The organism is Blastococcus sp. URHD0036, from assembly GCF_000701365.1.
Taxonomy (GTDB): domain Bacteria; phylum Actinomycetota; class Actinomycetes; order Mycobacteriales; family Geodermatophilaceae; genus Trujillonella.
In genome coordinates this window covers 232556-255581 of record NZ_JNIK01000017.1, presented here as the reverse complement: position 1 = coordinate 255581, position 23026 = coordinate 232556, and the positions used below count along the sequence as shown (strand labels likewise).

24 protein-coding genes are annotated in these 23026 nt (G+C 73.3%); 19 read left to right on the top strand and 5 right to left on the bottom strand.

Annotated elements, in window-relative coordinates; translation table 11 throughout:
- Positions 1–12 precede the first annotated feature (12 nt).
- Entirely contained in the window at positions 13–768 is a 756-nt protein-coding gene (locus tag N555_RS0119570; RefSeq protein ID WP_034511637.1) for an enoyl-CoA hydratase-related protein, read from the top strand.
- Here the strand turns inward: N555_RS0119570 and N555_RS0119565 are convergent.
- Positions 765–1805 carry a zinc-binding dehydrogenase gene (locus N555_RS0119565; RefSeq protein WP_029433186.1) on the bottom strand — a complete coding sequence of 347 codons (1041 nt, stop codon included), beginning with the start codon at positions 1803–1805 and terminating at the stop codon, positions 765–767. The genes N555_RS0119570 and N555_RS0119565 overlap by 4 nt on opposite strands.
- A gap of 20 nt (positions 1806–1825) precedes the next feature.
- Between N555_RS0119565 and N555_RS0119560 the strand changes: the two genes are divergently transcribed.
- The 3 genes from N555_RS0119560 (at position 1826) to N555_RS0119550 (ending at position 5526) form a co-directional block, all read left to right on the top strand.
- Positions 1826–2803: a TIGR03619 family F420-dependent LLM class oxidoreductase gene (locus tag N555_RS0119560; protein WP_029433185.1), complete on the top strand. Its 978-nt coding sequence runs from the start codon at positions 1826–1828 to the stop codon at positions 2801–2803.
- A gap of 255 nt (positions 2804–3058) precedes the next feature.
- Complete coding sequence (locus N555_RS0119555; protein WP_029433184.1) at positions 3059–4084, top strand: isopenicillin N synthase family dioxygenase; 1026 nt, start codon at positions 3059–3061, stop codon at positions 4082–4084.
- Between the two features lie 47 nt (positions 4085–4131).
- Entirely contained in the window at positions 4132–5526 is a 1395-nt protein-coding gene (locus N555_RS0119550; protein WP_029433183.1) for a DUF4407 domain-containing protein, read from the top strand.
- A 3-nt stretch (positions 5527–5529) separates the two neighbouring features.
- On the opposite strand, the gene N555_RS0119545 is transcribed toward N555_RS0119550, so the two are convergent.
- Positions 5530–7095 (bottom strand): Na+/H+ antiporter, encoded by a 1566-nt coding sequence (locus N555_RS0119545; RefSeq protein ID WP_029433182.1) that lies wholly within the window; start codon positions 7093–7095, stop codon positions 5530–5532.
- A 108-nt stretch (positions 7096–7203) separates the two neighbouring features.
- Between N555_RS0119545 and N555_RS0119540 the strand changes: the two genes are divergently transcribed.
- The 6 genes from N555_RS0119540 to N555_RS0119515 all read left to right on the top strand — a co-directional run bounded on the left by N555_RS0119540 (position 7204) and on the right by N555_RS0119515 (position 11927).
- Complete coding sequence (locus tag N555_RS0119540; protein WP_029433181.1) at positions 7204–8421, top strand: acyl-CoA dehydrogenase family protein; 1218 nt, start codon at positions 7204–7206, stop codon at positions 8419–8421.
- Positions 8418–9341, top strand: coding sequence for an SDR family oxidoreductase (locus tag N555_RS0119535; protein WP_029433180.1), 924 nt, complete (start codon positions 8418–8420; stop codon positions 9339–9341). Before N555_RS0119540 ends, N555_RS0119535 begins: the two co-directional genes overlap by 4 nt.
- 2 nt (positions 9342–9343) lie before the next feature.
- Positions 9344–10435: an acyl-CoA dehydrogenase family protein gene (locus N555_RS0119530; RefSeq protein ID WP_197029093.1), complete on the top strand. Its 1092-nt coding sequence runs from the start codon at positions 9344–9346 to the stop codon at positions 10433–10435.
- Complete coding sequence (locus N555_RS0119525) at positions 10428–10922, top strand: FAS1-like dehydratase domain-containing protein (protein ID WP_029433178.1); 495 nt, start codon at positions 10428–10430, stop codon at positions 10920–10922. Before N555_RS0119530 ends, N555_RS0119525 begins: the two co-directional genes overlap by 8 nt.
- Positions 10922–11326: a MaoC/PaaZ C-terminal domain-containing protein gene (locus N555_RS0119520; protein ID WP_029433177.1), complete on the top strand. Its 405-nt coding sequence runs from the start codon at positions 10922–10924 to the stop codon at positions 11324–11326. The genes N555_RS0119525 and N555_RS0119520 overlap by 1 nt, the downstream gene beginning before the upstream one ends.
- Positions 11327–11402: 76 nt before the next feature.
- Positions 11403–11927, top strand: a complete 525-nt coding sequence (locus N555_RS0119515; protein WP_029433176.1) for a hypothetical protein — start codon at positions 11403–11405, stop codon at positions 11925–11927.
- Between the two features lie 90 nt (positions 11928–12017).
- Here N555_RS0119515 and N555_RS0119510 read toward each other — a convergent pair whose 3' ends face one another.
- Positions 12018–12638, bottom strand: coding sequence for an antibiotic biosynthesis monooxygenase (locus tag N555_RS0119510; RefSeq protein ID WP_029433175.1), 621 nt, complete (start codon positions 12636–12638; stop codon positions 12018–12020).
- 101 nt (positions 12639–12739) lie between these two features.
- On the opposite strand from N555_RS0119510, the gene N555_RS27045 reads away from it, so the two are divergent.
- The 5 genes from N555_RS27045 to N555_RS0119485 all read left to right on the top strand — a co-directional run bounded on the left by N555_RS27045 (position 12740) and on the right by N555_RS0119485 (position 15864).
- The gene (locus tag N555_RS27045; protein ID WP_051684266.1) at positions 12740–13600 is read left to right on the top strand and encodes a MaoC/PaaZ C-terminal domain-containing protein; all 861 of its coding nucleotides are present in this window, start codon (positions 12740–12742) and stop codon (positions 13598–13600) included.
- A gap of 92 nt (positions 13601–13692) precedes the next feature.
- Positions 13693–14562 carry a DUF4253 domain-containing protein gene (locus N555_RS0119500; RefSeq protein WP_051684265.1) on the top strand — a complete coding sequence of 290 codons (870 nt, stop codon included), beginning with the start codon at positions 13693–13695 and terminating at the stop codon, positions 14560–14562.
- A 59-nt stretch (positions 14563–14621) separates the two neighbouring features.
- Positions 14622–14828, top strand: coding sequence for a ribbon-helix-helix protein, CopG family (locus N555_RS0119495; RefSeq protein ID WP_029433172.1), 207 nt, complete (start codon positions 14622–14624; stop codon positions 14826–14828).
- Complete coding sequence (locus N555_RS0119490) at positions 14825–15196, top strand: type II toxin-antitoxin system death-on-curing family toxin (RefSeq protein ID WP_029433171.1); 372 nt, start codon at positions 14825–14827, stop codon at positions 15194–15196. The genes N555_RS0119495 and N555_RS0119490 overlap by 4 nt, the downstream gene beginning before the upstream one ends.
- Before the next feature lie 83 nt (positions 15197–15279).
- Positions 15280–15864, top strand: a complete 585-nt coding sequence (locus tag N555_RS0119485; protein ID WP_029433170.1) for a dihydrofolate reductase family protein — start codon at positions 15280–15282, stop codon at positions 15862–15864.
- An 81-nt stretch (positions 15865–15945) separates the two neighbouring features.
- Here N555_RS0119485 and N555_RS0119480 read toward each other — a convergent pair whose 3' ends face one another.
- A complete protein-coding gene (locus tag N555_RS0119480; protein ID WP_156036458.1) occupies positions 15946–16269 on the bottom strand; it encodes a hypothetical protein in 324 nt (107 codons plus the stop codon).
- 294 nt (positions 16270–16563) lie between these two features.
- Between N555_RS0119480 and N555_RS29165 the strand changes: the two genes are divergently transcribed.
- Together N555_RS29165 and N555_RS0119470 are read left to right on the top strand one after the other, a co-directional pair.
- Positions 16564–19824, top strand: a complete 3261-nt coding sequence (locus N555_RS29165; RefSeq protein WP_029433168.1) for a DEAD/DEAH box helicase — start codon at positions 16564–16566, stop codon at positions 19822–19824.
- 255 nt (positions 19825–20079) lie between these two features.
- On the top strand, positions 20080–20862 hold the full coding sequence (locus tag N555_RS0119470; RefSeq protein WP_029433167.1) for a hypothetical protein: 783 nt from the start codon (positions 20080–20082) through the stop codon (positions 20860–20862).
- Between the two features lie 77 nt (positions 20863–20939).
- Here N555_RS0119470 and N555_RS0119465 read toward each other — a convergent pair whose 3' ends face one another.
- A complete protein-coding gene (locus tag N555_RS0119465) occupies positions 20940–21308 on the bottom strand; it encodes a DUF6221 family protein (RefSeq protein ID WP_029433166.1) in 369 nt (122 codons plus the stop codon).
- 219 nt (positions 21309–21527) lie between these two features.
- On the opposite strand from N555_RS0119465, the gene N555_RS0119460 reads away from it, so the two are divergent.
- Positions 21528–22022 (top strand): DUF4234 domain-containing protein, encoded by a 495-nt coding sequence (locus N555_RS0119460; protein ID WP_081866366.1) that lies wholly within the window; start codon positions 21528–21530, stop codon positions 22020–22022.
- 139 nt (positions 22023–22161) lie between these two features.
- A complete protein-coding gene (locus N555_RS0119455; protein WP_029433164.1) occupies positions 22162–23025 on the top strand; it encodes a tryptophan 2,3-dioxygenase in 864 nt (287 codons plus the stop codon).
- Position 23026: the final 1 nt, after the last annotated feature.

Below are 23026 nucleotides of genomic sequence, written 5' to 3'. Positions count from 1 at the left end.
AGAGGTGTGGTCGTGGCTGAGTCCGGCTCCGGTGAGGTCCTGCTCGAGATCGACGGCGGTGTCGCGGTGGTGACGCTGAACGCGCCCGACCGGCGCAACGCGCTCACGCCGGCGATGGCCCGCGAGCTGACCGGGGTGCTCGAGGAGGTCGACGCCCGGCCGGAGGTCGGCGCACTCGTCATCACCGCCGTCGGCAAGTCGTTCTGCGCCGGCGGCGACGTCGCGACGCTCAAGGCCGCGGGCGAGGACCCGGCCGCCCCCGACCTCTACGAGGGCATGTCGGCGATCTACGACTCCTTCTACCGGCTGGGCCAGGTCACGGTGCCGACCATCGCGGCCGTGCGCGGCTCGGCGGTCGGCGCCGGCATGAACATGCTGCTGGCCACCGACCTGCGCGTGGTGGCGACCGACGCCCGGCTGCTGGCCGGCTTCCTCAAGCGCGGCATGCACCCCGGCGGCGGGCACTTCGTCATCCTGTCCCGGCTGATCGGCCGCGAGGCCGCGGCGGCGATGGTGCTGTTCGGCGAGGAGATCAGCGGGGCCAAGGCCGTCGAGCTCGGACTGGCCTGGGAGGCCGTGGACGCCGACGCCGTCGAGGGCCGCGCCCGCGAGCTGGCCGCCCGCGTCGCCGCCGACCCCGAGCTGGCGCGGGTGACCGTGGGCAACTTCCGCAAGGAGACGGCGACGGCGGTGTCGTGGGAGATCGCGACCCAGTTCGAGCGCCCGGCCCAGATGTGGTCCATGCGGCGCCAGGCGGAGAAGGGCTAGGGGCGCAGCAGCACCTTGACGGCCTCGCGCGCGTCCATCGCCCGGTAGCCCTCGGCGACGTCGGCCAGCGGCAGCTCGCGGTCGAACACCCGGCCGGGGCGCAGGCCGCCGGTCAGCACCGCGTCGAGCAGCTCCGGCAGGTAGGCGCGCACCGGTGCCACACCGCCGCCGGCCCGCACGTTCCTCATGAACAGGCGGCGGAACGGCAGGACCGCCTGCGGTGCGCCGACGAAGCCGACGGCTCCACCGGGCCGGGTGACGGCGACCGCGGTGTCGACGGCGTCCTGGCTGCCGACGCACTCGCACACCGCGTCGGCGCCGTCGCGGCCCAGCAGCTCGCGGACCGCGGCCACGCCGTCCCGGCCGCGCTCGGCGACGACGTCGGTGGCGCCGAGCTCCCGGGCGAGGGCGGCGCGGTCCGGGTACCGGGACAGGGCCACGACCCGTTCGGCGCCGAGCCGGCGGGCGGCGAGGACAGCGGACAGTCCCACCGCGCCGTCGCCGACCACCACGACCGTCGACCCGTGGCCCACCCCGGCGGCGACGGCCGCGTGGTGGCCGGTGCCCATGACGTCGGAGAGCGCCAGCAGGTCGGCGTCGGTGACGTCGGCGGGGCGGTCGCCCACGCGCAGCAGGGTGCCGTCGGCCAGGGGCACGCGGACGAGCTCGGACTGGCCGCCCACCGTGGGCAGGCCGTCGGCGTCCGGCTGCCCGTAGAAGGACAGCCGTACGCACGACCCGGGGACGCCGCGCCGGCAGCTGGCACAGGTGCCGCAGACCACCGCGAAGTGCGGGACGACGAGGTCGCCCGGGGCGACGGTGGTGACCGCGGCACCGACGGCGGTGACGACGCCGAGGAACTCGTGGCCCATGAGCATCGGCAGCGGGGCGCCGGCGCCGCGGTAGGAGTGCAGGTCGGACCCGCAGATGCAGGTCGCGGTGACGCGGACGACGGCGTCGGTGGGCCGCACGACGACCGGCTCGGCCACCTCACGGACCGATACGGTGCGCGCGGCGTCGAGGCTGGTGGTCAGCACGCCGTGAAGGAGAGCACACGATGAGGTTCTCGACGGGGCTCCCCGGCCTCGACCGCTATCCGCCGAGCCGGTACGCCGGGGACACCGAGCCGTGGCAGGCGCGGCTGACGACGCCGGACTTCCAGCGGATCGCCCGCACCGCCGACGAGCTCGGGTTCGACTCGATCTCGGTGTCGGAGCACATCGTCGTCCCCACGTCGCTGACGGCGAACATGGGCGCGCACTGGCCGCACGCGTTCACCGCGATGGCGTTCCTGGCCGGCGCGACGACGCGGATCCGGGTGAACTCGGCGGTGATCGTGCTGCCGTACCACCACCCCGTGGACTTCGCGAAGGCCGTGTCGACCCTCGACGTCCTGTCCGGCGGGCGGGTCACGCTGACCTTCGGCGTGGGCATGGCGCCGGGGGAGTTCGCCGCGCTGGGCGTGCCGTTCGAGCACCGGGGCGCGGTCATGGACGAGTACGTCGCGGTGATGAAGGAGCTGTGGACCGCGGAGTCGCCGTCGTTCGCGGGGGAGTGGGTGCGGTTCGAGGACGTCGTCTTCGAGCCGAAGCCGGTGCAGAGCCCGCACCCGCCGCTGTGGTTCGGCGGCCGGTCGCTGGTGTCGCTGCGCCGGGCCGCGCGCGAGGGTGACGGCTGGGCGCCGGCGGGCGGGCTGCTGGGGAAGGGGCCGTGGCTGGAGGAGCCCGAGCAGTTGCCCGGGATGCTGGAGCAGGTGGCCGAGCTCCGGGACGGGCGGCCTCTGGACGTCAACTACCCGCTCATGCAGCCGCGGATCGGGCCGAACCACACGGTGCAGCCCGCGTCGTTCCAGCCCACCAGCGCGCAGCAGATCGTCGACGAGTGCGGCCGGCTCGCCGGCCTCGGGGTCACCCACACCAGCGTGCCCTCCCTCGCCGACGCCCCCGACAGCCTCGAGGGGCACCTGGAGGGTCTGCACTGGATCGCGGAGCACGTCCTCCCGGCGTTCACCGAGCGGCCGGGGGTCCCGGGGTGACCGGGGATGCCCTGGCTGCCGCGCACGTGGGCAGGTGCGGGCGCCGGATCCCGCCGGCCTGATCGGCGGCCCGCACCGCCCCCCGCGCGCTCCGACATTGCCCCGCCCCACTGGGCAATCTCGGAGCAGCCGGCAGGTACTCCGCCGCACGCTCGTGCTCTGCCCAGATATGTGGGCAGAGCACGACAGTCCGCGGAGGCACCTGTGCCGCCGGCGACACGGCGGCGTAACGCCACCGGCCTAGCGTCGGCGGGCGTGAGCTTCCGGGTGCCGACCGTCGACATCAGTCCCTACGTCACCGGCGAAGGAGACCGGGCCGCGGCGGCGGCCGCGTTCGACGCCGCCTGCCGCGAGGTCGGGTTCGTCCAGGTCACCGGGCACGGGGTGCCCGACGCGGTGATCGGCGGGCTGACCACGGCGATGGACGGGTTCTTCGCCCTCGACATGGAGACGAAGAAGGGCTACCGGACGCCGCCGGAGATCAACCGCGGCTACAGCCCGCCGAAGTCGGAGTCGCTGTCGCTCTCCCTCGGGGTGGACGCGGCCGCCGGCAACGACTTCTTCGAGGCGTTCAACGTCGGCGCCGCCCGGTCGACCTACGGCCGCGACGACCTGCCCGCCGACCACTACGCGGAGAACCTCTGGCCGGCCGAGGTCCCCGGCTTCGAGGCCCGGGTGTGGACCTACTTCCTCGAGGCGCGCCGGGTCGCCCGCACGCTCACCCGGGTCGCCGCCGACGCGCTCGGCCTCGCCGAGGGGTTCTTCGACGCCTACCTCGACCACTCGGTCGACGTCCTCCGGATGAACGACTACGCCCTCCCGCCCGGCACGGTGACCGGCGAGCCGACCGGGATGGGCGCGCATACCGACTACGGGATCGTCACCGTGCTGTGGGCCGACCAGGTGCCCGGGCTGCAGGTGCTCGGCGGCGACGGGTCGTGGCACGACGTCCAGCCGGCCGACGGTGCGCTGCTGGTCAACCTCGGCGACCTCACCGGTCGCTGGACCAACGACCGCTGGCTGTCGACGCTGCACCGCGTGCAGCCGCCGGTCGTCGACGGGACGATCCGCCGGCGCCGGTCGGCGGCCTTCTTCTGCGACGGCGACCTCGACGCGGTCGTGGCCACGCTGCCGCAGTGCGTCGACGCGGAGCACCCCGACCGCTACGAGCCGGTGACCGTCGAGGAGCACCTGACGGCGAAGCTCGCGGGTTCACGGGCGGGCGTCCGCAACCCGAGGACCGGTCGGGAGACCGAGCGCGTCCTCGCCAGCCGCGAGTAGCCCCCGTCACCTTCCCGTGACCGCCTCCGGGTGCCGATGTAGAGGACATGGCGAGACGACGGCGCATCGGGGACGGCCTCGCGACTCTCGGCGGAGCCCGCCCCGAGTTGCTGGAGGCGTCCCCCGGCTCCCGCCCGCGGTTCGTCGCACTCGGCGGGGTGCTGCTGAGCACCGGCGGGCTGGCCGTGGTCTCCATGGCCTTCGCCGTCGCGATGGCGCTCGGCGTCTGGTGGCCGGTCGCGCTCCTCGTGGGGCTGGGCTGGGGCTTCGTCGTCGTCAACCTGGACCGGATGCTGCTCGTCGGCATGGCCCACGACGCCTCCGTCGGGCGCAACATCGCGCTGGCGATCCCGCGGCTGGGCCTCGCGCTCGTGCTCGGCGTCGTCATCGCGACGCCGCTGACGCTGCAGGTATTCCACAAGGAGATCGACACCGAGATCGTCACGATGCAGGCCGAGGCCGCCGACGAGTATCGGGCCTCCCTGGACACCGACACCCGCTTCGCCGGCCTCCCCGACCTGACCCAGAAGGTCGCGCTCGAGGAGCAGATCGTCGCCACCGGCGGCGCCGCCGACCCGGCGCTGGTCGGCGTGCAGGCCGACGTCGCCGCCAAGCAGACCGCCCTCGACCAGGCGATGGCCACCCACCAGCAGTTGCAGGCCCGCGCCCAGTGCGAGCTGGACGGCACCTGCGGCACCGGCGAGGCCGGCCAGGGGACGGCGTACCAGTCGGCCGCCGCGGCCGCCGACGCCGCCACCGCCTCCGTGGCCGCCGCCCGGACCGCGCTCGACGACGCCCGCGACACCGCGACCGAGGCCGAACAGCGGAGCCTCGCGCTGGCGCAGACCTCCCTGGCCACCGACACCGCCCAGCTGGAGCGGCTCACCGCCGACCAGGACCGGCTGCAGGCCCAGTTCGACGCCGCCAACGAGGGCTCCGGCGGCATCCTGCTCCGGCTCGAGGCGCTGGACCGGCTCAGCGACCGCAACAGCACGCTGTGGGCGGCCAAGACGATGCTGTCGCTGCTCTTCCTCTGCGTCGAGATGCTCCCGGTGCTGGTCAAGCTGCTGCTGAACTTCGGCCCGCCGTCGGCCTACGACGAGCTCGCCGCGCTCCGCGACCGGGGCGACATCGAGGTCGAGGAGCTGCAGAAGCAGTCGCGCGTCGACATCGCCCAGGCCCAGGAAGAGCTCCTGGTGATGGCCGAGAAGGAACGCGTCGACCGGCAGAAGCAGGCGATCCTGGCCCGCCGTCGGGCGGCACTCGCCTCGGCGGTGCAGCAGGCCACCACGACCGCACCGGCGGCCGCGCCGGCCGAGGCCCCGGCGGCGGGCGGCGACGACTCGCTGCGCGCCCTCTGGGACACCGGCCCGATCCGGCTCGCCCGCAGCGCCGCCCGGACGGTGCGCACCGCGACCCGCCGTCCCGGCGTCCCGGCCTAGGCACTAGTCCGCGGGGGCCGGGCCGAGCAGCCGGACCTCCTCGATGTCGAGCTGCGACTGGATCTCCCGGAGCACGATGTCGTCGATCTGCCGGCCGTCGCGCAGCGCGATGATCGCCTGCCGCTTGTAGCCGAGCAGGCCGAGGCGGAGCTGCCGGTCCTGCTCCCGCAGGTCGGCTCCGCCGTCGCCGTCGTCGGAGTACTCGGCCTTCAGGTCGCGGGCGTGGTCCTCGTACTCGGCGCGGATGCGCTGCAGCAGGTCGCCGTCGATGTCCAGCTGCTCGGCGACGCGGGGGAGGGCGTCGAGCGCCGCCTCGGACGCGGCGACCCGGGCCAGGCGGATCTCCTCGCCGCGGGCGGTGTCCTCGGGCAGCCGGGCCCAGCGGACGACGGCCGGCAGCGTGGTGCCCTGCACGATGATCGTGAGCAGGATGACCACGATCGTGGTGAACACGATGAGGTCGCGGTCGGGCACGGACGCCGGGACGGCCAGTGCGGCGGCGAGCGAGACGGCGCCGCGGAAGCCCGCCCAGCCGGTCGCCGTCCGGGCGCGCCAGGTCGCCCGGCGCAGTCGCTGGGACGGCCGCCGGTCGAGCGTGCGGATGACGCCGGTCATGGCGTGCACCCAGATCAGCCGGGTGCCGACGACGACCGCGGTCAGCACGAGGGCGACCCAGAGGGCGTGCATCTTGCGGCCGTCCTCGAGGTCGTCGACCACGCCCGGGACCTGCACGCCGACGAGCACGAACAGCGAGCCGTTGATCAGGAAGGTCGCCAGGTCCCAGAAGGCGTAGGCCTGCACCCGCGAGCGCGCGCGGATCACCCGCGGTCCGGCGGTGGTCAGCAGCAGCCCGGCGGTGACGACGGCGACCACGCCGCTGGCGTGCACGAGCTCGGCGAGCAGGAAGGCGGCGAACGGGGTGACGACGCTCAGCGCCCCCTCGCGCAGCGGCTCGTCGAGGCGGCGGCGCACGCCGATCACCGCGAAGCCGACCAGCGCGCCCGCGGCGATGCCCCCGCCGTAGGAGCCGAGGAACCGCCAGCCGATCTCCCACGGGCCCGGGTCGGCCTCGCCGGTCGCGACGGAGACGGTCACCGCGAACAGCACGAGCGCGGTGCCGTCGTTGATGAGGCTCTCGGCGCGCAGCGTGGTGAGGGTGCGGCGCGGCATCTTCTTGGCCAGGCCGGCGATGGCGGCGGCGTCGGTCGGGGCGAGCACGGCGCCGAGCACCCAGGCGGCGTGCGGGTCCATGCCCAGCGACATCGCGACCCCCGCGACGGCCGCCGCGGTCACGATGACCAGGACGACCGCGGACAGGATGATCACCCGGAAGTTCGCGCGGATCTCGCGGATGCTGACGTTGAGGCTCTCCCAGTAGAGGATCGCCGGGAGGAACAGCAGCAGGACGACGTCGGGTTCGAGCTCCACGTCGCCGATCGCGGGGATCAGGCCGAGGGCCGCGCCGAACACGATGAGCAGCACCGGCGGGGCGACGCTGTACCGCGCGCCGATCGTCTGGCCGACGATGACGCAGAGGCAGAAGACGACGATGACGACCAGCGGCAGCACGGTCTTGGACAGTAGGCCGCGGTTGTGTCAGGTGGGTGGCAGCGGCTGTCGGGGGTTCCAGCAGGACCCGGCTGGACGACGACGGCGGACCGTCGCTAGCTTCCGGATGTGACGGAGACCACGAGCGAGTCGCTCGCCGAGTTCCGGGTGCGTGTCCGCGAGTGGTTCGCCGCCCACGTCGACCTGACCGGCGGGTCCGCGGAGTCGCTGGAGGGCGTCGACGCCGCGCGCCGGTTCCAGTCCGCGCTCTTCGACGCCGGCCTCGCCGGGCTGACCTGGCCCGAGGAGTACGGCGGCCAGGGGCTGACGCAGGCGCACCAGCTGGCGTTCAACGAGGAGGCCGAGCCCTACGTCGTCCCCACGATGCCGCTGCTCATCGGGCTGGGCATGTGCGCGCCGACGCTGCAGGAGGTCGGGTCGCAGGAGCAGCGCGACCGGCACCTGGCGCGGATGCTGCGGGGCGACGAGGTGTGGTGCCAGCTGTTCAGCGAGCCGGGCGCCGGGTCCGACGTCGCCGGGCTGCGCACCCGCGCCGTGCAGGACGGCAGCGACTGGGTGGTCAACGGGCAGAAGGTGTGGACCTCGGGCGCCCACTACTCCGACTACGGGCTGCTGCTCGCCCGCACGAACCCCGACGTCCCCAAGCACCTGGGGCTGACCATGTTCGTCGTCGACATGCGCGCGCCGGGCGTCACGATCCGGCCGCTGCGGCAGATCACGGGCGGCGCGAACTTCAACGAGGTCTTCTTCGACGACGTGCACGTCCCCGGCGACGCCGTGGTCGGCGAGGTCGGCCGCGGCTGGCAGGCGGCCGTCACCACGCTGATGAACGAGCGGGTGTCGATCGGGGCCGGCGGCGGCGGGCTGGGCCGGCGGCTGGGTGGCGGCGAGTACGCGGCGCTGGCCGACCTGGCCCGGCGGCGCGACGCGACGGCGGACCCGGTGCTGCGCCAGTCGCTGGCGTCGGTGTTCGTGGAGGAGCGGCTGCTGGAGCTGCTGTCGTCGCGGATGCGCGAGGACGCCAAGGCCGGCCGCACCCCCGGGCCGCAGGGCTCGGTCGCGAAGCTCGCCGGGGCGCAGCTGGCCAAGCACGCGGCGGAGGTCGGGCTCGAGGTGCTGGGCACGGCGGCGTGGACCGACGACGACGCCGACGCCGAGCGCTGGACGACGTCCCTGCTCGGGGCACCGGGCAACGCCATCGCCGGCGGCACGCCGGAGATCATGAAGAACATCCTGGGAGAGCGTGTGCTGGGACTGCCGAGAGAGCCCGCCGTCGACCGCGACGTGCCGTTCCGCGAGCTGCGCGTGGGCGGGGGCACGTCGTGAGCGGGGCGCTGGAGGGGCGGGTCGCGATCGTCACCGGCGCGGGCCGGGGGATCGGCCGGCAGCACGCGCTGCTGTTCGCCGCGGAGGGCGCCAAGGTCGTGGTCAACGACCTCGGGACCTCCCCGCACGGCGAGGGCAGCGACCCCGCGGTGGCGCAGCGGGTGGTCGAGGAGATCCGCGCGGCCGGCGGCGAGGCGGTGGTCAACACCGACGACGTCGCGGACGCCGAGGGCGCGGCGCGGCTGGTCGAGACGGCGCTGAGCGAGTTCGGCGACCTGCACGTGCTGGTCAACAACGCCGGCATCCTGCGCGACCGGATGCTCGTGAACATGGTCGACGCCGACTGGGACGCCGTCCTCCGCACGCACCTGACCGGGCACTTCCTGCCCACGCGGGCCGCGGCGCAGCACTGGCGCGCCAAGTCGAAGGCCGGCGAGCCGACCGAGGCGTCGGTGGTCTGCACGACCTCGGTGTCGGGGCTGTTCGGGATGGTCGGGCAGACGAACTACGGCCCGGCGAAGAGCGGCATCGCCACGTTCGCGATGATCGCCGCGGACGAGTTGGCCCGGTACGGCGTGCGGGTCAACGCGATCGCGCCGGCAGCGGCGACCCGGCTGATCCAGCCGCCGGTCGACGGGAAGCTGCCGATGGAGGCGCCGCCGCTGCCCGACGACGGGTCGTTCGTGGCGTACGACCCGGGCCACGTGTCGCCGTTCGTCGGCTATCTCGCGACGAAGGACTGCCCGATCACCGGCCGGGTCTTCTACGTGCAGGGCGGCGGGGTGCACCTGTTCCAGCCGTGGGCGGTGGTCGACGCGATCACCAAGCCGGACGAGCGCTGGACCATCGCCGAGCTGGAGAAGGAGGCGGCGCACTTCGCGACCGTCGAGTTCGAGCTGAACCGGCCGTACTGGGGATGACCGTGACGTCTGTTGCCGACGACCTGCGCGCCTCGGTGCGGGGCTTCCTCACCGATACCGCCGCCGAGCCGGAGGTGCGGCGGATCGCGGACTCGCCGTCCGGGTTCGACGCCGCGCTGTGGGGGCGGCTGTCCGGCGAGCTGGGGCTGACCGGGCTGGTGGTCCCCGAGGAGTTCGGCGGCTCGGGGGCGGGGTTCGCGGAGCTGGGCGTCGTCCTGGAGGAGATGGGGCGGGTGCTGCTGCCGTCGCCGTTCCTCTCCACCGTCGTCCTCGGGGCGGGGGCGCTGCTGCTCTCCGGGGACGCGTCGGCCCAGGCAGCCCACCTGCCGGGCATCGCCTCGGGTGAGCTGCGGGTGACCGTCGGCGGCGTGGTCGGCACGCCGAGGTGTGAGGCGGTCACCGGATCGCGGGGCTGGCTGATCGACGGGACCGCGGAGGGCGTGATCGACGGCGCGACCGCGGACCTGCTGTTGGTCTTCGCCTCGTGCGAGGGCGGGACGTCGCTGTTCGCCGTCCCCGCGGATGCCGCCGGGCTGTCGCGGACGCCGCTGCGCACGCTGGACCTGACCCGCCGGCAGGCGCGGGTGGGGCTGCACGCGACGCCGGCCACGCTCATCGGGTCGGCCGGGGACGGCGACCGGATCGCGGCGGCGCTGCTGGACCGCGCGCGGGCAGCACAGGCGGCCGAGCAGCTGGGCGGCGCGCAGCGGGTGCTGGAGATGGCGGTCGAGTACGCGCGGACGCGGTACCAGTTCGGCCGGGCGATCGGCTCGTTCCAGGCGATCAAGCACCGGTGCGCGGACATGCTGATCGACGTGGAGCGGATGCGGGTGGCGGCCGCCGCGGCGCTGGCTGCGGTGGACGCCGGCGCGCCCGACCTGCCGGTGGCCGCGCGGGTGGCGTCGTCGTTCTGCGGGGACGCCTACTTCGCGGCGGCAGCGGCGAACATCCAGGTGCACGGCGGGATCGGCTTCACCTGGGAGCACCCCGCGCACCTGTACTACCGGCGGGCGAAGAGCGCGCAGTTGCTGTTCGGCTCACCGGCCGAGCAGCGGGAGGAGCTCATGACGATCCTGGAGGCCGGGCGTGACTGAGCAGGGCTTCCCGGTCGAGGCCGGGCACGTGCTGATGTTCCGGCGGGCGATCGGCGAAGCGGCGACCCTCGAGCCGGAGGGGCTCGCGCCGCCGACGTTCGTGTCGGCCGGCGCGCAGTTCGCGCCGACGCACCCCCTGCGGCCGACGCCCGGGGAGCCGTGGTTCGGCTCGGGCCGGACACCCTCGGGGACGGCGACCTCTGGGGGTGGCGTCCCGGGCGGGGACCCGGCCGGCGGGTCGGCGTCGACGCTGCACGCCGAGCAGCACTTCACCTACCACCGGCCGGTGCGGGTCGGCGACGTGCTGACCGCGACCAGCCGGCCCGGCGAGGAGTGGACCAAGGAGGGCAAGCGCGGCGGATCGCTGCAGTTCACCTCCTACGTCACCGAGTACCGGGACGCCGGCGGCGAGCTGGTGGTGACGGCGCGGTCGGTCGCGGTGACGACGGGTCGCCCGCCGTCGGCGTCCGACGGCGGGGAGGCGTGATGCGGCGCGGGGAGGTCGCGGTCGGGGACGCGCGCGAGGTGACGGTCGTCGACGACCTGACCCGGACGCAGATCGTCATGTACGCGGGTGCGTCGGGGGACTACAACCCGCTGCACTCCGACGAGGTGTTCGCGACGCAGGTGGCCGGTTTCCCGGGGGTGTTCGCGCACGGGATGCTCACGATGGGCATGACCGGGCGGGCGCTCACCGACTGGGTGGGGGAGGACGCGCTGCTGTCCTACGGCGTGCAGTTCCGCGGCCAGGTCTGGCCCGGGGACACGCTGGTCACCACGCTGACGGTGACCGCCGTGCACGACGACTCGGTCGACCTCGCGGTGCGGACGACGAACCAGGACGGCCGCGACGTCGTCGTCGGCACGGCCTCGGCGCGACTCGAGACGTGAGCCGCCCGTGACACGAACAGGTGACGTTCCGGAAACAGCCCGGTTGTAATCAGCCGTTCCTGGGAACTCCCTGGACATGGCATCTGCAGAGAACCCCGGATACGCGTCGGACCGCCCGCTCACCCGTGAGCGCAAGGCGAACCCCGTCGGCGCCTATGTCGCTACTGCTGGCGTCGTCATCTTCACCATCGCCGTCTTCCTCGACTGGTTCTCGTCCGACGCCCTGGACGAGAACATCTCGGGCTACGACGCCGACGGTGCCAACCCGCTGACCGCCTACCTCGGCATCGGCCTGGTCATCGCGCTCTTCTACGCGATGACCCGCGCCCGCGGCGGCCAGCACCGTGGCCTGACCCTGGTCACCATGGCCGCGGGCATCGCCGCGACGCTGCTGGCGCTGAGCAACCTGTTCGACGCCACGGGTGTCGCCTCGGGCGACGTCGACGTCGAGGTGGAGATCGGCGTCTGGATCGCGCTGCTCGGCGGCATCGTCTGGTCGGTCGGTGCCGGCCTGCTGGCCAAGGAGCCCGAGGGTGACGACGACTGGCACGGCGCCCGCACCGCGCTCGGCCACGAGCGCCACGAGGGTCACACCCACTGATCAGCTGACCGACCGGGCCGCAGCGTCGCGGTCCTGACCACCACAACAGCCGCCCGGACCTCGGTCCGGGCGGCTGCTGTGTGTCGGGGGCTAGACCATCTCGGGAACGCGCAGGTGGGAGAGGACGACGTCGGTCTCGGCGACGTCCAGGACGCGTGCGCCGACCGACCCGGTGAGCTCGTCGCGCATCACCCGCGCCCGGTCGCGCACCGCCTCGAGGGCGACGCGGCTGTGGAAGGTCACGGTGCTGACCGCGCGGTCGGCGGCCCGGTCGACCAGGAGGCTCAGGCTGCAGAAGTTCGGCAGCTCCTGGAGGCGCGGCATCAGCGCGGAGCGGTAGGCGTCGAGGAGCCGGTCCATCTGCCCGTCGTCGACCTGGAGCCAGGTCACCCGCGCCGCGCCGTGGTCGTGCATGGTGTGCGCCCGCTGCAGGACCGCGATCTCCCACTCCTCGACCTCCAGTTCGGCGCCGAAGGCAGCGACGAGGCGCTCGCGCATGAGGTGCACGAGCTCGGCGCTGGCCCGCATCGTCTCCTCGTCCCGCCAGGCCGAGGTGGCGATGGAGCGGCCGGTGTCGCGGTCGGTGAGCAGCGACAGGCCGACGCATCCGGGCATCTCCCGGACGGCGGGCAGGGCCTCTTCGCGGATGTAGGCGATGCCGGCGTCGATGGCCCCGGTGAGGCCGCGGATGGTGGTGGATCGGGCGTACATGTCGCTCCCCCTCCCCGGCGGTGGCGCTCCGCCGTGGTCTCTCAGCGTCCTCGCGTCCGGGCCCGGGGACCAGAGGTCCGCGGCTCCGCTAGGAAGAGCGCATGGACACCACGCAGATCCCGTTCGGCCAGGCGTCGGCGCCGGTGGAGAGCTCGAGCGACGCGGGGGAGATCGCGGCGTTCGGGCTGGCGATCAACGACGACAACCCGCTGTACGCCGACGGCCGTGCGGTGCCGCCTACGTATGCCGTGGTGCCCGGACTGCCGGCGTTCCTGTCGTCGGTGCTGCGGCCGGACTCCGAGGCGCTGGCCGGTGGCTTCGGTGCGGGGCACGGGGAGACCGACCTCTACATCCACCGTCCGCTGCGGCCGGGGACCGTGCTGCGGACGACCGGTGAGGTCAGCTCGGCCGTCACCAACCGCGGAGGGCTCAACCTGTTCAACCGCGTCGCCAGCGTGGACGAGGCCGGCGAGCTGGTCTACGAGCACTTCTGGTCGGTGATCTACCTGGGCGAGGTGACCGGAGGGGACCAGGGCGGCCCGATGGCCGACCACACGTTCCCGGAGGAGGCCCGGTCGCGGCGGGTCGGTTCGATGGTGCTGGCGACGACGGCGGACCAGACGTTCCGCTACGCCGGGGCGTCCGGGGACCGGGCGGTGATCCACGTCGACGACCGGGCGGCCCGGCCGATGACGGGGGACCGCGGCAAGTTCCTGCAGGGCCTGTGCACGCTCGGTATCGCCAGCCGCGCGCTGGTGGCGCTGGCGGCCGGCGGGGAGCCGGACCGGATCCGGCGGATCGCGGTGCGCTTCGCGCGGTACGCGTTCCCCGGCGACGAGATCACGGTGTCGGTGTACGACGCGGGGACCACGGCCGAGGGCCGGCGGGCGTTCGCCTTCGAGGCCGAGTCGGGCGGGCAGACGGTGCTGAAGCACGGCCGCGTCGAGGTCGACGGGGTCTGACAGTTCGGCGGGGACCGTCCCCAGCCGGGAGCGTCGTCCACACGTCGCCGGGCTGCGGCTCGTTCGGGTCTCGGGCGCCGGAGGGTCGGGGCATGACCCGTTCCTCTTCCTCGTGGATCTTCGAACCCTCGTTCGGTGCGCACATCGACGTGCCGGTGCTGGGCCCTGTGCGACCTACCTCGGCTTCCCTGCCGGCGGCCGGACCGCTGCGGCTGGGGGACGTCTCGCTGGGATCGGGGCGGCCGGTCGGGGGCACGCCCGCCCCGGCGCTGTGGCTCACCGACGACCGCGTGCCCGACACCGCCGAGGTGTGGCGGCGGCTGGTCGACCTGTTCCCCGAGACGGGGCTCTGGCCGTTGCTGGCGACGCCGTTCGAGCGCTCGCGGGAGACGGACCCGGTCCCGCCGGCCGACGTCGACGCCGTCGACCCGGCGGTGTTCCTGGCCGACCAGTGGGCGGGCTGGCTCGTGCCCATCGGTGAGCACCCGTACGTCGAACACCTGACTCCGTACGGCGCGCACTTCCCCGGGTTGGCGCCGCCGCTCGTGCGGGACGGCGATCCGGCATCGGCGACCTCCGGACTGCTCGGCGACTGGGGCCTGCGGCGCCTCGGGCTCGTGCGCTGCGACCGGCCGGCGGACGCCGTGGCGGCTCTGGGCTGGACCGGCGCCGGCAACTACTGCGGCACCGCGGAGGTGGCCGCGGTGCTGCGTAGCTGGGAGGACCGGTTCGGCGTCGTCCTCACCGGCCTGCTCGGCGGCTCGATGGACCTGCTCCTGCCCCATCCGCCGGCGAGCGTGTCGGAGGCTCTGCCGGTCGCTGCGGAGGTGGCCGCGTTCTGCCGGGACACGTTGCGCGTGGACGGGCCAGGTGAGGCCTTCGGGTACCGCTCCGGCGGCACGGTGGAGGGGCTGGCGCGCTGCCTGGTTGGCGAGCCGGTGTGGACGCTGTGGTGGGACTGAACCACGCCCCACTTCTGCCCGTCAGCCCGATCTGGTATCAGATTGGTATCATCCCGCTCATGGCGATGACCTTGCGCGTCGACGACGAGATGGAGCGGGCGCTGTCCGCCCTCGCGGAGGCCGAGGGCGCCTCTCGCCAGGAGGTCGTGCGTCGAGCCGTGCTGGAGCGGTACGAGCGCAGCAGTCACGTGTCCCGGGTCGACGAGAGCGCCGGCCGCCTCGCTGACAGGTGGGGCGATGTCCTGCGACGTCTCGGCGACGCGTGACGGCGGTCGAGTACCTGGATCTCGAGGATCTGCTCGGTCTGGTCCGCCGCCTGCGTGCGGGCCCCGTCCGTGACATCGGACTGCTGGACTCCGCGGCCGCTCGGCCCCGGTCCCAGGCCTTTGGTCTCGACGCCTACGGAACCCTTGCTCTCAAGGCCGGTGCGCTCCTGCACTCCCTCGTCGGCAACCACGCACTGGTCGACGGCAACAAGCGCCTCGGGTGGCTGGCCACGGTGGTGTTCCTCGACCTGAACGGCGCCGCTCCTGACCTCGACGACGAGGCTGCGTTCAGCCTCGTGGTCGACGTGGCTGCCGGCTCCGTCGATGTCGAGGAGATCGCGTCCCGACTGGCGGTGGTCTCGCGCTGACCCGTGGCTCCGGTGCGATGAGCTCGACCTCCGCGGCCGGTCTCTACTCCAGCCACCGACCACCGCACCGGAGGGCGAGTTCATTGACCGCGACCTACACCTGGGACGTCTTCTGCAGCCTCGACGGCTTCGGCTCGTACGGGGAGGACGGCGACTGGGGCGGCTACTGGGGAAAGCAGGGGCCCGAGTTCCTCGCCCGGCGGCTGGCCCAGTACCAGCCGGAGCAGCGGCTGGTCCTCGGGGCGGAGACCTTCCGGGAGTTCCAGCAGTTCCTCGGCTCGAGCCCCGGGATCTCCGAGGCCGACGACCCGATCAACCACCGCATGAAGTCGATGCCGACGACGATCGTGTCGACGACCCTGCAGGAACCCCTCGACTGGCCGGACGCGACGCTGGTCCGCGGGGACGCCGTCGACGTCGTGGCCCGGCTGAAGGAGGAGTCGGCGGTGCCGTTGCGCTCGCACGGGAGCCTGTCGATGAACCGGTCGCTGATGGCCGCCGGCCTGGTCGACCGGCTGCAGCTGACGATCTTCCCGGTGATCACCGGCCGGACCGGGACCGACCCGATCTTCGGCGGAGCGGCCGACTTCGACCTCGAACTGCTCGAGAGCCGGACGCTCGACGGCAGCATCCAGGAGCTCGTCTACCGGCCCACCCTGCACGGCTGAGAACGCAGGCCGCCGAGCAGGTTCCCCTCCCCATGCTCGTGCTCTGCCCAGATATGTGGGCAGAGCACGACGGAGCGCGGATCACACGGTCCCGCACACGCGAAAGCCACCGTCCTCCCAGACGACGAGCAGCGAGTCCGCCCATCCGCCGCCATCAGGTGACTGCATGACGAGGTCGACCTCGACGCCTTCGCGCTCCGCCGGGTCGGCCGGGCGCACGCCGGTGACGTGTGGGTGGAAGAGATCGTCGGTGTCCGCCGCCGCGATCCTGTCGACGGACCGGAGGTACTCCTCGCGCGGTCCCACGGCGTGCTGCTCGTCGCGGCACATCAGGTCCCAGTGGGCATCGCCGTCTCCGCTGAGGACGGTCGTGAAGTAGGCCTCGACGGCGGCTCGCGGAGTCATCGGTGGCGACGGGTCCCCGACTCCACCGACAACGAGGGCGAGCGCCGTCGTGCCTCCCAGCGCGGCCACTGCACCGACGAACATGAGCACCGGACCTCCGGGACGTCTCCTCCGGGGCGGCTGGTCGGTCGGCCGGTTCGCGTGGGGAACTGAAGTCGTCGTCATGTGGCGCACCGTGGCAGCTCGGCGCGATCCGCGAGTTCGTCGTCCACAGCCGCATCCGACGCAGAGCCGAGGACGGCGGATCTGTGGACGGCCGCGCCGTCCGTCGCCGGGCGCACCTAGCCTCGGGCCGTGCTGGAGGAGCTGCGCCACCTGCTGGCCGACTCGGTGATCCACCGGTCGGTCGGTGAGGACACGTTCCGGCGCGGCGCCCTCTATGCCGACGAGGGGCGCGTGCTGGACATCGACTTCCGGATCGCCACCCGGGAGATGAGCGCCGACGTCGCCGGCAGCGGTGGGCTCCTCTACCGGCCGATGGCGCGGTACGACGCGATCCAGCACCGCTGGCGGGGCGCGTGCAGCTGTCCGATCGGGATGGACTGCAAGCACGTCGCCGCGATGCTGGTCGCCGCGCGGGAGAGCGGCATCGTGGCCCTGGTCGGCCCCTCTGCGCCGGCCGTCGCCGGCCCGCCCGCGTGGGAACGGGCGCTGGCCGACCTGGTGCAGGACGGCGTGCCGTCCCGCGCGGGCCGGGTCGTCGCGATGGGGCTGCAGTTCCAGGTCGACCCGCAGCAGGGGCGCCCGGCCTCGGTGCGGCTGCAGCCGGTCGTGCCGGGCGCGCGGAGCCGGTGGGTGCGCACCGGCGTCTCGTGGCGGAATCTCCCGTACGAACACCACACCAACCGCGACGCCGCGCACGTGGCCGCCCTCCTCGCGGTCCACCAGGCGGCGCGGGGGCCCGAGGCGTCCGGCTACTACTACGGCGCCGAACCCCCGGTGCTGCTGGAGGCCGCCGGTCCCGGGCTGTGGCCGGCGCTGCGACAGGCCGTCGACGACGGCGTCACCCTGCTGACCAGGCGCAACGAGCCCGTGCGTGTGCTGACCGACCCCGGCGAGCTCGTCGTCGACGTGCGGTCCGACGGCGACGGGCTGCGGCTGCAAGCGGTCGCGGAACTGGGCGACGGCGTCCGCGTCCCGGCCGGGTCGCTGCTGCTGCTCGGCAACCCACCGCACGGCGCAGCGCTCGTGCCCGGCGCCGACAGGTTGCCGGAGGAGGCGGGCAGCGGGCTGGTGCTCGTCCCGCTGCAGCGGATCCCGCGGACCGTGCAGAAGCTGCTGGCCGCGGGCGACGTCCGCGTGCCGGCCGACGACCGGGCCCGCTTCCTGACCGGCTTCTATCCCGCGCTGCGCCGAGCGCTGCCGGTGCGCTCGCCGGACGCCTCGGTGGAGCTGCCGGAGGTGCTGCCGCCGCGGCTGCACCTGCTGGTCGAGCACGCGGCCGGCCATCGGGCCCGGCTGACCTGGTCGGTGCTGTACCGGTCGGGGGAGGAGGTGCGGCGGGTGCCGCTGGCCCGGGGCACGGGCGTCGTCCCGGATGCGGGGCGGGACGCCGCCGCCGAGGACCGGCTGCTGCGGGCGCTCCCGCAGCCGCCGGACCGGTTGCTGCGACTGTGGCACGTCGCCCCGCCGCGGCCGATCCCCACGGCGGAGGTGACCGGGATGGACGCCGCCGTCCTCACCGCCGAGTTCCTGCCGCGGTTGGCCGCCGCCGGGGTCGAGGTCGAGCAGACCGGGAAGGCGCCGGACTACCGCCGGTCCGACGCCGCGGCGGTCGTGCGGCTGTCGGCGACCGACCCCTCGGACGGCGACTGGTTCGACCTCGGCGTGGCCGTCGCAGTGGACGACGAGGACATCCCCTTCGCCCTGCTCTTCGCGGCGCTGGCGCAGAACGAGGAGTTCCTGCTGCTGCCCAGCGGCACGTGGTTCGACGTCCGCCGTCCGGAGTTCGACCGGCTGCGCGCGCTGATCGACGAGGCGCGGGCGCTGCAGGACGCCGACCGGCCGGGGCTGCGGATCACCCGCTACCAGGCGGGGCTGTGGGAGGAGCTCGTCGAGCTCGGCGTGGTCGACGAGCAAAGCGAGCGGTGGGAACGCGACGTCGGCCGGCTGCTCGATGTGGAGTCGGTGGCGCCCCCGGCCGCGCCTGCCTCGCTCGACGCGGAGCTGCGCCCGTACCAGCTCGAGGGCTACCAGTGGCTGTCGACGCTGTGGGACCTCGGGCTGGGCGGCGTGCTGGCCGACGACATGGGGCTGGGCAAGACGCTGCAGACGCTGGCGCTGCTGTGCCGGGCGCAGGAGGCGGGGGAGCTGACCGCTCCGGTGCTGGTCGTGGCGCCGACGAGCGTGGTGTCGAACTGGGCGCGGGAGGCGGCGCGGTTCGCGCCCGGGCTCCGCGTCCGGACGATCGCCGCGACCGGCCGCAAGCGCGGCACGGACCTGGCCTCGGTCGTCGGCGACGCGGACCTGGTGGTCACCTCGTACACGCTGCTGCGGCTGGGGGAGGAGGAGTACCGGGCCCTGCCGTGGAGCGGGCTGGTGCTCGACGAGGCGCAGTTCGTGAAGAACCACCAGGCCAAGACCTATGCCGCGGCGCGCCGGCTGCCGGCTCGGTTCAAGCTGGCGATCACCGGCACGCCGGTGGAGAACGACCTGATGGACCTGTGGTCGATGCTCTCCATCGTCGCGCCGGGGCTGTTCCCGCACCCGAAGCGGTTCACCGAGCAGTACCGCACCCCGATCGAGCGCACCGGCGATCCCGAGCGGCTGGCCGCGCTGCGCCGGCGGATCCGGCCGCTGATGCGCCGCCGCACCAAGGAGCAGGTGGCCGCCGAGCTGCCGCCCAAGCAGGAGCAGGTGCTGGAGGTGGTCCTCGACCCCAAGCACCGCAAGGTCTACGACACCCACCTGCAGCGGGAGCGGCGCAAGGTGCTCGGCCTGGTCGACGACCTGGACCGCAACCGGTTCACGATCTTCCGGTCGCTGACGCTGCTGCGGCAGCTCGCGCTGGACGCCTCGCTGGTGGACGACGCCTACGCCGGGATCCCGTCGAGCAAGGCCGACGCGTTCCTGGAGCACCTGCGGGAGGTGGTCGCCGAGGGGCACCGGGCGCTGGTGTTCAGCTCGTTCACCGGCTTCCTGGGCACGGTCCGCGAACGGCTGGACGCCGAGGGGCTGCCGTACGCGTACCTGGACGGGTCGACCCGGGACCGCGACGCGGCCGTCTCCTCGTTCCGGGACGGCGGGGCGCCGGTCTTCCTGATCAGCCTCAAGGCCGGCGGGTTCGGGCTGAACCTGACCGAGGCCGACTACGTGTTCGTGCTCGACCCGTGGTGGAACCCGGCCGCGGAGGCGCAGGCGATCGACCGGGCGCACCGGATCGGCCAGGACAAGACGGTGATGGTCTACCGGCTGGTCGCCGCGGACACGATCGAGCAGAAGGTGCTGGCGCTGCAGGAGCGCAAGCGCGACCTGTTCGCCCGGGTGGTGGACGGCGACGACGGCGCGCTGACCGGCCCGCTGACGGCCGACGACATCCGAGGCCTGTTCAGTTGACCTGCGTTCACTGGCTGGCCCCTATGCGCCGAGTGCGGTCCGCTGTCAGCCGAGGAGAGGCGGGTCCTCCAGGTCAAGAGCGGCGAGCAGGGCGGCGGTGAGAGCCTCCTTTCGCTCGTGCAGCAGCCGTGCTCGATTTGGTCCGCGCACAGAGCGCGAGGCTCGGACGTGAGCCCCCGGCGCTGCCTGCGTGACGCGGTCGACGCGCCCGGCGAGAACCCGAGGAGTTCCGGTACGGCTGGGTAGGGTCCGCCCGTGAAGCGGCAGATGTGGGTTCTCTTCGTCGGTGCAGCCCTCGTCTTGGCTGGGTGTGGAACGGCTGGCGGCGGCGACACGGCCGCGCAGGACGAACCTGACGCAGCCCGCACGAAGACCGCTCCGCCGACCTCGGCGGCGCCGACGACCTCGACCGGGCCGGCGGCGCCAGACGCATCCCGGTACGTCATCGGGTTCGGTGACCTGAGTGCCGTGTCGCTGCCGACTGGCGATCCGGGGGTGGTGGGCATCGTCGTAGCCGGTGAGACCACCGACAGTGGCGGCGCTGTCAACATGGTCGTGCGGAACAACACCTCCGACGAAGTCGGCCGTATCGAGGTCACCGGGACCGCGCGCGACTCCGCCGGCGCCTTGGTCGGGTCCGGCTCGTCCCAAGGATTCCAACCACAGGTCGTCGCACCCGGTGAGATCGCGTACGGGTACGTGTACTTCGACTCCGAGATCCCGCCGGGATCCACGTTTCAGTTCAGCGTCGACGCGGATTCCGTCGACGACTACTTCCTCCCGGTCACCGTCACCGAGATCAACAACAACGGCAGCCAGATCATCGGAGCCGTCACGAACGAGAACAGCGTCGCCGTGAGTGGCCCCATCAGCGCCGACGTCATGTGTTTCGGGCTCGACGGCAGCCTGATCGATTACGCCCGCTCCTACGCCGAAGAGGACGAACTCCCGGCCGGGGGCGCAGGATCTTTCTCGATCGATCTTTACGGCGATGAGTGCCCCATCGGCCTCGCTGCCGCATCTGGATATGGCTACTAGCCGCCGCCACGGGCTTTATCGGCAGGGCTCCGCGGTGGTCCGGGGAGCTCCTCGCCACGCGGCCGATTGACGTCCGGTCAGAGCCGCCAGCCCTCCTCGTAGTCGGGGTGGTCGGCGTACGCGACGGCGAGGGCGCGCAGCGGGTAGTCCCGAGGGGAGCGGACGTCCCAGCCGGTGCGGTGGGCGTTCAGCGCGGCCCGGTAGTCCTCCACGATGAACCGCTTGGCGGCGCACTCCTGCAGGACGCGGGCCGGGGACCACATCGTCGCGTGGCGGGCGTGGGCCTCGCGGGGGAAGGCCAGGTGGCCGTCGGCGGGCTCGCGGTCCTCGGGCCAGAGCCGGATGGTGCTCTCCTTGACCCGCCAGTCGTGATCGGCGTCGACCGCGTCTCGGGCGAAGCCCTCGTCCTCCTCGATGCGGAACATCAGGAAGTCGGCCAGTTCCATGTCGCGATCCTCCCCGTTCCGGGGACGGCGCGCTCGCGGCTGCGACGGGTGGGGCGTTCGGGACTGTGAGCGCTGCGACAGTTCCGTCGTCCCGATGCCGCTGGGACAGGAGGCGCGCGACGCGCGGATCCAGAACTGTGCAGTCGCGCATCCGGGGTGGCTGCGCTCCTACCGTTCTGCCGACCCGCCGGACAGTCCGGCGAGAGAACGGGGAATTCGATGTCCACCCTGGACCAGCCGCCTGCCCAGCCGTACGGAACCGCGCCGCAGTACGCCCCGGCGCCCTACGGGTACCAGCAGGCGCCCATGCCCTACGGCCAGCAGATGCCGGTCGTGGCCGGCCGCCCGCTCGGGCCCGTGGGCAAGGTGCGCAGCACCTGGGCCGTCATCGGCCTGAGCATCATCACCTTCGGCATCTACGGCCTCTTCTACTACTACGCCACGTTCGAGGAGATGAAGCAGCACTCCGGCGAGGGCCTCGGCGGCGCGCTGGGCCTCGTCCTCTCGATCTTCACGGGCGGTCTGGTCACGGTCTTCGCCCTCCCCAACGAGGTCGGGCACCTGTACGCCCGGCAGGGCCGCCCCCGTCCCGTGACGGCCACGACCGGCCTCTGGGTGATCTTCGGTTCGCTCATCCTCGTCGGCCCGCTGGTCTGGATGATCAAGACCAATGGGGCGCTCAACGCCTACTGGCGGAGCGTCGGCGCCCGCTGACCTCCGTACCGACACGAGCCCGCTCCCTCCTCCTGGAGGGGGCGGGCTCCGTCGTCGTCCGCCGGACATCCCTGGTCTGACCGCGGGAGGATGAGACTGCCGTCGTCCGGCGGCGGCGCCAGGCAGGGGAGGGAGCGTCATGGCCGGGGATCACTCCGATCGCCAGGTGCGGCCGATCGAGGAGTCGGTGACCACCGACCTCGCCGGCCGGATGAGCTACGGCCGCTACCTGGATCTCGACCGGCTGCTCGGCGCCCAGCACCCCGCCAGCAACCCGGAGCACCACGACGAGATGCTCTTCATCGTCCAGCACCAGACCAGCGAGCTGTGGCTGAAGCTGGTGCTGCACGAGTTGCGGGCCGCCCGGGCCTACCTGGCGTCGGACGCCGTGGGAGCCGCGCTGAAGTCGCTGGCCCGGGTCAAGAACATCCAGCGGACGCTGACCGAGCAGTGGTCGGTGCTGGCCACGCTGACCCCGCGGGAGTACGCCCAGTTCCGCGGCTCGCTCGGCAGCGCGTCGGGCTTCCAGTCCGCCCAGTACCGGGCCGTGGAGTTCATCCTCGGCAACAAGAACGCCGCCATGCTCAAGGTCTTCGACAGCGAGCCAGAGGCGCAGGCGGTGCTCGCCGAGCTCCTGGACTCGCCGACCCTCTACGACGAGTTCCTCGCCCTGCTGGCCCGGCTCGGCTTCGCCGTCCCGGCGCACGTCCTGGAGCGGGACAAGCGCGAGCCGTGGGCGTTCCAGCCGGAGCTCGTGCCGGTCTTCCGGCGGATCTACGAGTCCGAGGACACCCCGTGGCGGGTCTACGAGGCCTGCGAGAGCCTCGTGGACGTCGAGGACAACTTCCAGCTCTGGCGGTTCCGGCACCTGCTGACCGTCCGCCGGACCATCGGCGGGAAGACCGGCACCGGTGGGTCGTCGGGCCTGAACTTCCTGCAGCGGGCGCTGGACCTCACGTTCTTCCCCGAGCTCTACGCCGTCCGCACCGAGATCGGCGCCTGAG